We start from the raw sequence: 12,295 nt of genomic DNA, 5'->3' as shown, positions 1-12,295 counted from the left end.
TAAACAGCATTGCGTCGGACGGGTTCAGGCAAAGGCCGCCGGAGATTTTTCAGTGACCACCTGACCGGCCTGCATGCGGACCAGTTGATCGGCAATGTCGAAATAGCGGTCGTCGTGGGAAATGACGATGATGGTTTTGCCCAGCGCCTTCAGTTCCGGCAGCAGCTCGGTATAGAAAACCCTGCGGAACACCGGATCCTGGTCGGCGGCCCATTCGTCGAACACCAGCACTGGGCGCTCCTCAAGCCAGGCGTTGAGCAAAGCCAGGCGCTTGCGCTGGCCGGTGGAGAGGTCGGTGGTGCTGAAGGCGCCGTCCTGAATGCTGACCTTATGGGCGATTTCCAGGCGCTCCAGGTAGCGGTTGGCGTCTGTGGGCACCTGCTGGTCGCCCTGGACCAGCTCATCGAACAGGTAATAGTCGGCAAAAATCGTGGTGAACAACTGACGATAATCGTCTCGTTGAGCGGCCCCTACCGGCGCGCCGTCCAGGAGGATTTCGCCGCCCTGGGGGAAATAGAGGCCGAGCAGCAGTTTGATCAGCGTGGTCTTGCCGCCACCGTTTTCACCGACGATGAACACAATGTCACCTTGGGCGATGGACAGGTTGACCGGTCCCAGCGCGAAGGGTTGGCTGCCTTCGACCACCGGGAAGGCGTAGTGCACATCACGCAGTTCAAGCTGCTGGATCGTTGGTTTGGAAACGCTCTTGTCGTCTAGCAGCAGGTGCGGCTCTGGTGAGGAAAATTGCTCGTCAAGCTCGGCGATACGCTTGAATGCAATGTTCGCCCGGCTGATCACCGGTAAGGTCATCACCAGGTATTCCAGCGGGCCCTTCATGTACAACAGCACCAGCACGAAACCACTGAGCACGACCTTGTCCGTGCCCAGCCACAGCGATTGCAGGGCCAGGACCAGGCCAATGACCACAAAAAACAGCATCGAGCCGAAAGTCTTGGCCACCACGAAGGTGTTGACCGAACGGATATTGGTGTCGCAGATGTAGTCGGCGGTCGCTTCGATGCGCTGGCTGAACATGCGCTGGCGGCGTGGGCGATGAATGCGCAGTTCCTTGGCCCCGGCGGCGATAGCGCCGTAGTGTTTCTGCAGCGCGTCTTCGGCCTCCCGGGCGTCTTCGAAACCCCTGATGCCGCGGGCGCGAGCCAGGTACTGCACAACCGTGCCGATCACTAGAGCCACCAGCAGCAGCAAAAACATCGGCACTGACAGATAGGCCAGGTAGCCCAGGCAGCCGAGGGTTACCGTGAAGGCGATGGCCAGTGGCGCGAAAGAAAACGCGAAGTCGCTGACGGTGTTGACGTCATGGGTCAATACCGGAATGAGCCGATGGCTGCGGTAGCGTTCGATCTGTTCGATGGGGGCCAGCAGGACTTTCTTGCCCAGGGATTTACGCAGCTCGGCGATGATGTTCTGGCCGACATGGTTGGTGCCGATATCTGAAAGAATTGAGGTCAGCAGCGCCGCCGCACAAAGCCCCGCGAACGTCGCCAGCACCTGGGGCGTGGGCGTTGTGGCAGCGTTCAGGGCGTCGTTGATGGTTGCCAGCAGGGCAGTGATGCTCAGGCCGCCCAACATGCCCAAGAGGATCGAGCCCACGACAATCAGCCGGAAGGGTTTGAGCAGGGTGAACAATTCATTGATCACCCCGCGTTTTGGTTGGCTCATGGAGGTTTCCCTGCTAGATGAAAAAGGGCGAAGGCCATCGCGGGCGTTCACCGCATGGGCTGGAGGACGCAGGCACGCCGGGTTGGGACGCGCCCACCTGTAGAACGATTGGGGGGGAGGGGAATTTATCCTGTGGGAGCAAGGCTTGCCCGCGATGAAGTCGACGTGGTTTTCTGTGAAATCGAGGTGTCTGCATCGCGAGCAAGCTTTGCTCCCACATGGAAAAGCTGCTCTGCGCGCAGCCTACATATCCCGCGCCACCCGGAAACCGATCCAGTCGCCGCGGTCGCTTGGCACCAGTGCGTTGCGGTTGCCGGAGCGGGAGAACACTGGCGCCTCGCCCCAATCATTGCCGCGGATGCGTTTGAATTCGCACTTGCCGGTCAGCCAGGCGCTGCCATCGCTTGGGGCGCCCACATAGTTTTCGTTGTAGCAATCGGCGGTCCATTCGTAGATGTTGCCATGCATGTCGTACACGCCGAAGGCGTTGGGTGCGAAGCTGCCGGCCGGGGCGGTGAAGTTGTAGCCGTCGGCCGCACCGTAGGTGTTGGCGTGCTGGGCGATGCTGTATTCCTTGCCCTCGTCGAACGGGAAGGGGAACGGGCCGGTGCTGCCGCCGCGTGCCGCGTATTCGCGCAGGGATTCGCTGACCAACCGGTATTGCTTGCCGGTCTTCTTCGACAACCACGCCACGTAGGCATTGGCCTCGGCGAAATCCATGCACACCGCCGGGTGCCGGTCGGTGTACTGCTTGCGCGGGTCACTGCCCTGGTAGTCCGGGATGCCGGCCTTGCAGGCGCGACCGGGACGTTTGTCGCCATCGGGCATCGTGTAGCCGGTGTCGTGCAGGTAGGCGAACCATTCCCCCTTGAGCACCTGGAATCGACTGATCGCCAGCGGCTTGGCGAACGTCACCGGGTGCATCGGACCTTCGTCGGGCTCGCGTCCCACTTCGTTTTCCGGGGTGCCCATCTGGAAGGTGCCGGTGGGCAGCACGACCATTTCCGGGCAGTCCTTGCAGTCGCGAAAGACCTGGCCCGGTTGCGAGGCCTGGGCGCCGGAGGGCAGCAGGGCGGTGAGGGCCAGTGCCGGGAGTAGCTTCAAGGAAAAACTGTTCATCCATTTCTCTCGTTAAAGTCAGGTTCAGAGTGTCTTGGCCAGCAAGCCCATGAAGCGATCGATCTCGGCTTCGGTGTTGAGCAACCCCGGCGCGGTGCGGACCACCGGCCCCGCATCGCGATGCACGGCGTCGGCGATCACGCGGTTCTTCATCAGGTAGGCGGCGACCTCGTCGCTGTCGCGGCCCTTGACCCGGAAGAAGGTGAAACCGGCGGACAGGTCTGGGCTCAGCGGGGTGACCAGTTCGATCTGCGGCTGCGCCACCAGCTGTTTTTTCAGATAGCTGTTGAGGGCATGGATGCGCGCCTGCACTTCGGCCTTGCCCAGTTGCAGGTGCAACTTGAACGCTTCGTCCGCCGCCCAGCGATGCTCGAAAGCGTGATAACCGCCTGGGGTCATGGTGGTGGAAAACGCCGTGGCTTCGGAGAAGGTCGGGATGATTGGCGTGACGTACTTGAGCTCTTCGCTGCGGCTGCACACCAGGCCGGTGCCGCGCGGGCCGAACATCCACTTGTGGGTGCCGGCGATGAAAAAATCGCAATTCATGGCGGGGAAGCTCAGGTCCTCGACGCCGAAACCGTGCACGCCGTCCACCACATAAATGATCCGCTGCTCTTCGCTGCGGCCCCGGTTGTGCTTGTCCACCAGGGCGCCGATCTTGTCGATCGGCAGCTTCACGCCACTGCCCGAATGCACCCAGGTCATGCCCAACACCCGGGTTTCGGGGCGGATGTTGCGGTCGATGGCCGTGAGGATCTGTTCATGGCTGGCGTCGTGGGCGTTGTCGAACAGCTTGATCTTGCGCACCCGTGTGCCAGTCCGTTGCGTGCGCAGGTCGAGAATGGTGTGGGTGGCGTAGTGTTCGTGGGCGGTGGTGAGGATTTCCTGATCGGCCGCCACATGGGCGCCGCCGTAGATCATCGACAGGCCTTCGGTGGTGCTGCCGGTGAGGGCGATCTGTTTCGGGTTCGCTTGCAGGTAGCGGCCGGCCCAGATGCGGACGTTTTCCTCGCGCTCTTCGGTGACGCCCAGGTCCCAGTCCATCAGCAGCCCCGGATTTTTGTCCAGGGCGGCGCGGTGTGCTTCGATGGCCTCGCGCACCGGGCGCGGGTGGGTGGTGACCAGGAAATTGGAGAAGTGCAGGTAGTCCGGGTCCTGGTTGAACAGCGAGCGCAGTTGCGCCCATTTATTCTTCGGCAGCGGCGGCAGAGAATCGGCGCTGGCCGTGGCGGGCAGGCTGGCGGTGAGGGGCAGGCCGGCGGCGAGGATCCCGGCCTGCTTCAGGAAAGTGCGACGTTCATTCATGGCTGGACGGTCTTCTGGGTCGAGGCGATGGCGGGGCGGGAGGCTTTCTGGACCTGGTCCCAGACCCGCAGGAAATTGCCGCCCCACAGTTTGGCGATGTCGGCTTCGGAGTAGCCGCGGGTCAGCAGCTCGGCGGTGACGTTGCGGATGTCGCCGACGTTCTCCCAGCCTTTCACACCGCCGCCTTCGTTGAAGTCCGAACTGATGCCGACGTGGTCGATGCCAATCTTGCGCACGGTATATTCGATGGCGTCCCCCAGGTCCTTGAGGCTGGCCTTGGGTTCCTCTTCGAGGATGCCGTAGAGCTGGCCGGCGTATTCACCGAACTTCTGTTCCGGCCACGCCGCGATGATCGGGTCGCCGGGCATCAGCGCCATCGCCAGGTTGGGCAGCGGTGGCAGGTCGAAGCGTTCGCGCAGGGCGTTGAGTTTGTCCTGGGTCTTTTGCGTCAGTGGGCGCAGGTATTGGGAGAAACCGACGATCTGCACCACGCCGCCGCTGGCCTTGATCAGTTGCATTTCCTTGTCGCTGAGGTTGCGCGGAATGTCCACCATCGCCCGTGGCGCCGAATGGGACGCCACCAGCGGGGTGCGGCTCAGTTGCGCGACTTGCTCCAGGGCTTGGGTCGACATCTGCGACACGTCAATGATCACGCCCAGGTCGTTCAGGCGCGTCACCGCTTGCTTGCCGATGTCCGACAGGCCGCCGAGGGCGTCGGGCGAATCGTTGAAGAACGGTAGTGGACGCGAGGAGTCGGCCCAGTCGTTGTTGCCGATGTAGCTGAAGCCGAACATGCGCATGCCCCGCGCCGTCCACAGGTCCAGCAGGTTCAGGTCGTGGCCCAAGGGATAGGCGTTGAGCATGCTGATGAAAATCGCGAACTTGCCTTCGCCGTGCAGGCGGCGAAAGTCATCCGGGGTGTAGGCGATGGCGACCTGGTTGGGAAAGTCCCGGACCATGCCGGTGATGATCTTGTAGCGCACCTCCTGCTGGTTGCGCGCTTCCTCGACGAAGCCGGCGGTGGGCTTGTGCGGCGCGTTGGGACCGTTCCACAACTCGGGCCAGCCAAACACCGTCAGGGCCGCGCCGGACAATTGCCCGCGGTTGGCTTTCACCAGGTCGAACTGGCCGCTGCCGTCCTTGTCGGCTTCGTTGCCGGCGGTGCCGAAATCCAGCGGCACGGTGATGTGGCTGTCGAAGGACAGCAGGCGTTCGTGCAGCTCCCTGGCTTCTTTCATCACCTTGACCGGGTAGCCGGGATTGTCCCGCCACCAATGGTCCCAGGCCGCGACGCCAGCACCGACGGCCAACGCCAGGGCCAGGGGCAGGCCAATGAAAAGAGCCTTTTTCGAACGAGGTGTTGTCATTGCCGATCTCAGTCAGGTTCGCCTTGGAAGGACAGGCGCGGGGGCCTTTGCTATCTGGGGAGAACGAGTGATCGGCGGGGAAATTTAGGCGTTCTCAAGGCCGCCATCGCGAGCAAGCTTTGCTCCCACAGTGGAATTGCAACGTGCTTCACCTGTGGGAGCAAAGCTTGCTCGCGATGAGGCCCTCACAGCTGCCTATAAATTTGTCAGCCCCCCCATCGTTCTAGCTTGGATAAAGCCCGCTCCAGGGCCGAACACAGGTAAGGCAATGACGATTTCTCGACGATGGTTCATGGCAGGCCTGGCGCTGACCGGTGCCGCCGTGCCTGCGGTGTATTACGGGCATCGCGAACTGACCCGGCCGGATCCGAGCATCACCCCCGGCGAGGCCTCGTTCGACGTGGCTGACGTAGCGGGCCAGCGCCGGGCCGATACGTTGCGGGGCATCTGGACGATCCGTTTCACCGGCCGCGACGCCGGCCTTGAAGGCTTGCCCCAGGACGATCTGCAGGTCTTCCTCGATATCGGCCAGAGGGGCCGTGGCCTGGTGGGTTACCTCGACAGCGCCGATCGCTTGCGTGGCGCCGATGAACCGCGTTACCGGGTGTTGGGCGACCTGGCCGGCACCGACCCGAAGCAACTGAGCTGGCGCCTGATAGGGGCTCAGCACAACGCGCCGGACTATGAATTCACCATGACCCTGGACGAAGTCTGGGCTGGTTTCGGCAATGCCGGCAGCGCCACCCTCAGCGGTCGGGTGTTGCGCCTGGACCGCCCCCTGGCGCTGCCTGAACTCGACAACCATTTCATCGCCGTCAAGCAGCGTTTCCCCGAGGCCCGGGAGCGCACGCCGCTGAATCCGGCGCTGCTGGCCTGGCTGGTGTCGCCCGAGCATCGGCTGTTCCACCAGCTCTGGCACGCCTCGCGGGACAAATGGCACACCCTGGACGAGGACAAGCGCAATGCCCTGCGTGGCATCGGCTGGCAGCCCGGCCCCCGGGACCAGGAACGTGATGCCCGTGGCCCGCGCAAGGATCGCAACGGTTCCGGCGTGGATTTCTTTTTCATGCACCGGCACATGCTCGGCACCGCCCGTTCGTTCCAGCCGTTGCCGTCGTGGCCGCGCTTCCCCTTGCCGCAACCGGAGCTGGAACGCGATCGCCTTGGGTTCGCCCGCTACCTCGATAACCACGATGGCACGGCCTTGCCGCCCACCTGGCTGGCCGATGGCGACGCGCAGTACGCCCAGTGGGTCAGCGACATCAAGACCGCCGAGACCTACCACAGCAATTTCCAGGTCTGGGAATCGCGCTACTGCGACCCGCGCTACCTGTCGAAACTGACCCTGGGTCAGTTTGGTTCGGAAGTGGAATTGGGCCTGCACGACTGGCTGCACATGCGCTGGGCCTCGGTGCCGCGTGATCCGTCCAACGGCCACCCGGTGCCGTTCGCCCGCGACCCGGCGGACTTCGCCCAGCGCTGGTACGCCCCGGAGAATGACTTTCTCGGCGATCCGTTTTCCTCCCACGTCAACCCGGTGTTCTGGGCCTTCCACGGCTGGATCGACGACCGCCTCGAAGACTGGTTTCGCGCCCACGAACGTTTCCACCCGGGGGAAGTGAGCCGGCTTGAAGTCAACGGCGTGCCCTGGTTCGCCCCGGGCCGCTGGGTCGAAATCGCCGACCCCTGGCTGGGCCCGGACACCCACGGTTGCAGCACCATACCGGGGCTGCAGGTTGGACGCTCGGTGGAGATGGACCCGGAAACCATGAAACTGGCGCTGCGCATCACCTTCGGCAGCAATGACAAAAAGCTCTCCGAACTGTTCCGCCGCGTGCCGCAACGGCCGTGGTATGCGCGCAATCTCAAATCCAAACCGGTTTAACCCTTCCTAACTGGATGAACACCATTGACTGATCGTTCCCATGCTCTGCGTGGGAACGATCGAAATGTAAAGGCCTACATGACCTGCCAACCCCCACCCAACGCCTTGTACAGCGCCACGCTCGCCTGCACCCGCGCCAATCGCAATTGCACGTTCATGTCCTGGGCGGCGAAGAGGGTGCGTTGGGTTTCCAGCACGGTGAGCAGGTCTTCGGCACCGGCCTGGTAGCGGCGTTGGGCGATGTCGAAGGCGGTCTGGGCCTGGTGCAGTTCTTCGCTTTGCCATTGCCGTTGGCGGTCCAGGCCGTTGATGCCGTTCAGGGCTTTTTCGACGTCGGCGAAGCCGTTGATGATGGCGGCGCGGTACAGCTCGAGTAGTTCCTCCTGACGCGCGGTGGCTCGGTCTCGTTCGGCGCTCAGGCGGCCGTTGTTGAAGATCGGCGCGGCCAGGCCGGCGCTGAGGTTGTAGACGTTGTTGCGCAGCAACTGGTCGGCGATGTCGGCGCCGGTGGCGAGGCTCAGGCCCAGGGTCACGCTGGGCAGCATGGCGGCGCGGGCGACGGTGATGTCGGCCTGGGCGGCGGCGAGGCGGGCTTCGGCGGCGGCGATGTCCGGGCGACGGCGCAGCAGTTCGCTGGGCACGCCGGCATCGATGGCCGGCCAGTGCAGGCGGTTGAAACTGTCGTCGTCGAGCCTGACCGACTGCACCGGTTGCCCCAGCAGCGTCGCCAGGGTAATCAAGGCTTCGCGGGCCTGTTGCTGCACTTGGGGCAGTCGGCGTTGCTGGGCCGCCACCAGGCTTTTTTGCTGGGACAGTTCCAGGGCCGTGGCGCTGCCGGCGTCGTAGCGGGTCTGCACCAGGTCGAGTACACGCTGGGCGTTGTCCAGGTTCTGTTCGGCGATGCGCTGTTGCTCGCGCAGGGACAACGCCTGGGTGTAGCTGTTGGCAACGCCGCTGAGCAGGGTCAACTCCACCGTCGCGCGGTCGAACTGGCTGGCCGCCAGCGTGCTCAGCGCGCTGTCCCGGGCCGCCCGCTTGCCGCCCCAGAAGTCCAGCTCATAGGTGGCACTGAGGTTGGCGTCGTAGTAGTCGATGGTGCGGTTGTTCCGATCCACATCCAGCTGGCTGTAGCCCTTGCCGCGCAACAATTCCTGGCGATTGCCGTTGAGTCCGGCCGTGACCGCTGGCAGCAACGGCGCGCCGGCGATCACCGCGCTGGCCTGGGTCTGGCGCACCCGGGCCATGGCGGCGGCCAAGTCGTGGCTGTCCAGGCGCGCTTGCTCGATCAAGCGGTTCAATTGCGGGCTGCCGAAGTGCGTCCACCATTGCTGGTTATCCGCTCGGACGCCGGGCGTATCGAGGTTCTGCCAGGCCGGTGGCGGTTGGAGGCCGCTGTCTGGTGCCGACAAAGGGGTGCCGCAGGCCACCAGTAAAAGACTGGCGGCCAGGAGGGTTAGGTGGACTTTCATAGCGTGGGGTTCATTCACTGGTGAGGGCCGCGACCGGGTCGAGGCGGGCGGCCTTGCGGGCCGGCATGAAACCGAAGACGACGCCGGTGACCAGCGCGCAGCCAAAGGCACCGAACACCGCCAGCCATTCGAAGGCCACGGCGATCTTGCCCAGCAGCAACGCGCCGCCCACCAGCAGGGCCAGGCCGATACCGGCGAGCCCGCCGACCACCGAAAGCATCACCGCTTCGGTGAGAAATTGGCGCAGGATGTCGCGCTGCCGGGCGCCGGTGGCCATGCGGATACCGATCTCGCGGGTGCGTTCGCGCACGGTCATGAGCATGATGTTCATCACGCCGATGCCACCCACCAACAACGAAATCGCGGCGATGGCGCCGAGCATCAGCGACAGCGTGCCCTGGGTGCGCGCCTCGGCCTGGATCATCGCGGCGTTGTTGGTCAGCTCGAAATCCTGCTTGCCGTCGTGCAGGCGCAACAGCGTCCGGGAGACCGCCTGTTCGGCTTCCTTGACCTTGCCTGCATCCCGCGCGGCGATCACCACGTACTCGGGATGACGGGTGCCGAACAGCCGCACGCTGGCGGCGGAGTAGGGGATGGCGATGCGATTGTCGGCGTCCGAATCCCCGGAGCTGGCGCCTTTTTCCGCCAGTACGCCGACCACCTGGAATGGCATGTTCTCGATCAGGATGTAGCGGCCGATGGGGTCGGCGACGTCCTTAAGCAGCTTCTGCCGAACCTTATGGCCGATCACCGCCACCGCCGCGGCGCCGCGCTCGTCGGCATCGGTAAAGTAGCTGCCCTCGGCCACCGGCCAATTGAAGATGATCGGGAAGTTCGTGTCGTTGCCACCGACGTAGCTGGTGTGGTCGAGGTTGCCGAAACGCACGCTGGCTTCGGCACCGTTGACCGGCATGATCCGTTGCACCTCGGGCAGGGCGGCGAGGGCGGCCAGGTCGTATTCGCTGATGATGCCCTTGGTGGCGCGCGGCGTGGGCGCGATGCCGTTGAGGTAGATGATGTTCGAGCCGAAGGCGCCCATCTGGGCCATGACCTGGCGTTTGCTGCCTTCGCCCACGGCCAGCATGACCACCACCGAGGCCACGCCGATGACGATGCCCAGTAGCGTCAGGGCGGTGCGAAAGCGATTGATCCACATGACCCGCCACGCCGCTTGGACCGCGTCCACCAGCTCGCCTTTCCAGGCGCCGTTGTGTTCGCTGCCGGCACTCAGGCGCTGGCGCAGGTCCACGGCTTGCAGTGCCTTGGGATTGGCTTGTACGTCGCTGGGCAAGGAGCTGGCGCTGTCGCTGATGATCAGCCCGTCGCGGATCTCGATGATGCGCTTGGCCCGGGCCGCCACTTCGCGGTCGTGGGTGATCAGGATCACCACATGGCCCTGGCTCGCCAGTTCGTCGAGCAAGGCCATGACTTCGATGCCGCTCTGGCTGTCGAGGGCGCCGGTGGGCTCGTCGGCGAGGATGATGTGGCCGCCATTCATCAATGCCCTGGCTATCGACACTCGTTGCTGCTGGCCGCCGGACAATTGATGGGGGCGGTTGCCGGTACGGCTGGCCAGGCCCAGGCGCTCGAGCAGGGCGCTGGCCCGGGCATGGCGCTCGGCGGCCGAGGTGCCGGCGTAGATGGCCGGCATCTCGACGTTTTCCTGGGCGGTGCCGGAGGGGATCAGGTGATAGCCCTGGAACACGAAGCCGAACGCCTCGCGCCGCAACCAGGCCAATTCATCGCTGCCCAGATTGGCGACGTCTTCGCCAGCGAAACGGTACTCGCCGCTGGTGGGGCGGTCGAGGCAGCCGAGGATGTTCATCAAGGTGGATTTGCCGGAGCCGGACGCGCCGACAATCGCCAGGAATTCCCCAGCGTGAATGGCCAAGTCGATGCCGCGCAGCACCTCCACCCGAGGGCTGTCGCCACCGCCGTAGGCCTTGCGAATGTCCCGCAGTTCGATCAGGGGCGTGCTCATTCAGCCTCCGCTGCCGGTGGCCGGGCCGATCAGCACCCGGTCGCCTTCGCTCAGGCCGTCGACAATTTCGGTGCGCAGCCGATCGCTGACGCCAGTGCGAACGGTGCGTGGCTGGACATCGCCATTGTCGGCCAGCACCCGCACCTGGCCGGCGTCCTGCAAGGCGGCGATGGGCACGGTCAGCACGTCCTTGGCTTGGGCAGCGACGAAAAACACCTGGGCGGTCATGTCGGTCATCAGCGCGCGGTCGGCGTTGTCGACGTCGAGCAACACGGTGTAGAGCACCACCCGTTCGCTGCCGCTGCGCCCACCGCTGGGGCTGCCGCCCTGGCTGGCTTCCAGCGGACGCGGCGGCACCGGGAGGATCTGGCGAACGGTGCTGCTCCAGCGCCGGCTGCCGCCGGCCAGGGTGGTGAAGTAAGCGGTCATGCCCGGTTTGACGTGGCCGATGTCGGCTTCCGAGACTTCGGCCCAGACGGTCATCGGTGACAGGCGCGCGATGCGCAGGATCAACGGGGTTTGCTGCTGGGCGTTGAGGGTCTGGCCTTCCCGGGCACCGACGGCGACCACGGTGCCGCTCATCGGCGCATAGATGCGCGTATAGCCCAGCTCGGCCTCGTCGCTGCGCAGGCTGGCCTGGGCCTGGCGAATCTGGGCCTGGAACATGTCGATGCGCGCCTGGGTCGCCCGTACTTCGGCCTGGGCGGTTTGCACGTCTTCCTCGCGGGTGGCGCCGCCGGCCTTGAGTTGCTGCTGGCGGCGGGATTTCTGCTGCGCCAGGTCGTGCTGGGCGCGCTGTTCCTGGAGCTGGGCCTTGAGGTTCTCGATTGAAAAACGCCCGGCGTCGAGCCGGGCTTTTTGCGTGGACGGGTCGATTTCGACCAGCAACTGGCCTTCGCGCACCTCGTCGCCGGCTTCCACGTGAATCTTCTGGATCTGCCCGGACGCCTGGGCGCCGACGTCGACATAACGCCGCGGTTGCAGGGTGCCGAGGGCGGTGACGCTGTTTTCGATATCGCCACGGGTGACGGGCGCGGTGACCAGGGGCGCCCGGCTTGGCGCCACCGCTTGCCACGCGGCGAAGGTCACGGCCGGAAGCAGGGCGAAGGTGAGAAGCCAGGCGCGTCGGGTAGGGCGGGGACGTTTCATGCAGGGTTCCGGCCGGTGATATCGGGCCCGTCCCAGGAAGGGCAGGGACGGGAGGCTGTTCTGGTAGACGAGCGCTCGGCGCGGGAATTTACTGGTGTGAAACACTTGTAGGAGCTGTCGAGCGAAGCGAGGCTGCGATCTTTTGATCTTTTGATCTTTTGATCTTTTGATCTTTTGATCTTTCGCTTCGAACTCAATTGGCAGTGGAAAGATCGCAGCCTCGCTTCACTCGACAGCTCCTACACAGCTCCTACAGAGTCCAGCGGGAGCAAGCTCCCTCGCCACAAAGGCGATTGACTTGGCGCCAGTAGAAATGAACGAATCAGCCTTGATACAA

8 protein-coding genes are annotated in these 12,295 nt (G+C 64.4%); 1 reads left to right on the top strand and 7 read right to left on the bottom strand.

Annotation, left to right across the window (positions count from 1 at the left end; translation table 11 throughout):
• Positions 1 to 24 precede the first annotated feature (24 nt).
• The 4 genes from ASC85_RS15260 to pvdM all read right to left on the bottom strand — a co-directional run bounded on the left by ASC85_RS15260 (position 25) and on the right by pvdM (position 5,474).
• Positions 25 to 1,683, bottom strand: coding sequence for a cyclic peptide export ABC transporter (locus tag ASC85_RS15260; RefSeq protein WP_057450160.1), 1,659 nt, complete (start codon positions 1,681 to 1,683; stop codon positions 25 to 27).
• Positions 1,684 to 1,926: 243 nt separating this feature from the next.
• Positions 1,927 to 2,802 (bottom strand): dihydropyoverdine dehydrogenase, encoded by an 876-nt coding sequence (gene pvdO / locus ASC85_RS15255; protein ID WP_057450158.1) that lies wholly within the window; start codon positions 2,800 to 2,802, stop codon positions 1,927 to 1,929.
• A gap of 24 nt (positions 2,803 to 2,826) precedes the next feature.
• The gene (pvdN, locus tag ASC85_RS15250; protein ID WP_057450156.1) at positions 2,827 to 4,107 is read right to left on the bottom strand and encodes a pyoverdine-tailoring periplasmic protein PvdN; all 1,281 of its coding nucleotides are present in this window, start codon (positions 4,105 to 4,107) and stop codon (positions 2,827 to 2,829) included.
• Entirely contained in the window at positions 4,104 to 5,474 is a 1,371-nt protein-coding gene (gene pvdM / locus ASC85_RS15245) for a pyoverdine-tailoring dipeptidase-like protein PvdM (protein ID WP_057450155.1), read from the bottom strand. The genes pvdN and pvdM overlap by 4 nt, the downstream gene beginning before the upstream one ends.
• 268 nt (positions 5,475 to 5,742) lie before the next feature.
• Between pvdM and pvdP the strand changes: the two genes are divergently transcribed.
• Positions 5,743 to 7,359, top strand: a complete 1,617-nt coding sequence (gene pvdP / locus ASC85_RS15240; RefSeq protein WP_082534385.1) for a pyoverdine maturation tyrosinase PvdP — start codon at positions 5,743 to 5,745, stop codon at positions 7,357 to 7,359.
• 74 nt (positions 7,360 to 7,433) lie between these two features.
• On the opposite strand, the gene ASC85_RS15235 is transcribed toward pvdP, so the two are convergent.
• Genes ASC85_RS15235 through ASC85_RS15225 form a run of 3 tightly spaced genes read right to left on the bottom strand, consistent with a single transcriptional unit; the run spans position 7,434 to position 11,958 of the window.
• Positions 7,434 to 8,828 carry an efflux transporter outer membrane subunit gene (locus ASC85_RS15235; RefSeq protein WP_057450152.1) on the bottom strand — a complete coding sequence of 465 codons (1,395 nt, stop codon included), beginning with the start codon at positions 8,826 to 8,828 and terminating at the stop codon, positions 7,434 to 7,436.
• A gap of 10 nt (positions 8,829 to 8,838) precedes the next feature.
• The gene (locus ASC85_RS15230; RefSeq protein WP_057450150.1) at positions 8,839 to 10,809 is read right to left on the bottom strand and encodes a MacB family efflux pump subunit; all 1,971 of its coding nucleotides are present in this window, start codon (positions 10,807 to 10,809) and stop codon (positions 8,839 to 8,841) included.
• Positions 10,810 to 11,958 carry an efflux RND transporter periplasmic adaptor subunit gene (locus tag ASC85_RS15225; RefSeq protein WP_057450148.1) on the bottom strand — a complete coding sequence of 383 codons (1,149 nt, stop codon included), beginning with the start codon at positions 11,956 to 11,958 and terminating at the stop codon, positions 10,810 to 10,812.
• Between the last annotated feature and the right edge of the window lie 337 nt (positions 11,959 to 12,295).

Source organism: Pseudomonas sp. Root401, from assembly GCF_001425105.1.
Taxonomy (GTDB): Bacteria; Pseudomonadota; Gammaproteobacteria; order Pseudomonadales; family Pseudomonadaceae; genus Aquipseudomonas; species Aquipseudomonas brassicacearum.
Note: the sequence above shows the minus strand (reverse complement) of the source record. Positions and strands in the feature narration are given on the sequence as shown.

Coding starts and splice junctions, on each gene's coding strand:
- ASC85_RS15260 (WP_057450160.1), bottom strand. CDS start 1,683: ATGAGCCAACCAAAACGCGGGGTGATCAATGAATTGTTCACCCTGCTC.
- pvdO (WP_057450158.1), bottom strand. CDS start 2,802: ATGAACAGTTTTTCCTTGAAGCTACTCCCGGCACTGGCCCTCACCGCC.
- pvdN (WP_057450156.1), bottom strand. CDS start 4,107: ATGAATGAACGTCGCACTTTCCTGAAGCAGGCCGGGATCCTCGCCGCC.
- pvdM (WP_057450155.1), bottom strand. CDS start 5,474: ATGACAACACCTCGTTCGAAAAAGGCTCTTTTCATTGGCCTGCCCCTG.
- pvdP (WP_082534385.1), top strand. CDS start 5,743: ATGACGATTTCTCGACGATGGTTCATGGCAGGCCTGGCGCTGACCGGT.
- ASC85_RS15235 (WP_057450152.1), bottom strand. CDS start 8,828: ATGAAAGTCCACCTAACCCTCCTGGCCGCCAGTCTTTTACTGGTGGCC.
- ASC85_RS15230 (WP_057450150.1), bottom strand. CDS start 10,809: ATGAGCACGCCCCTGATCGAACTGCGGGACATTCGCAAGGCCTACGGC.
- ASC85_RS15225 (WP_057450148.1), bottom strand. CDS start 11,958: ATGAAACGTCCCCGCCCTACCCGACGCGCCTGGCTTCTCACCTTCGCC.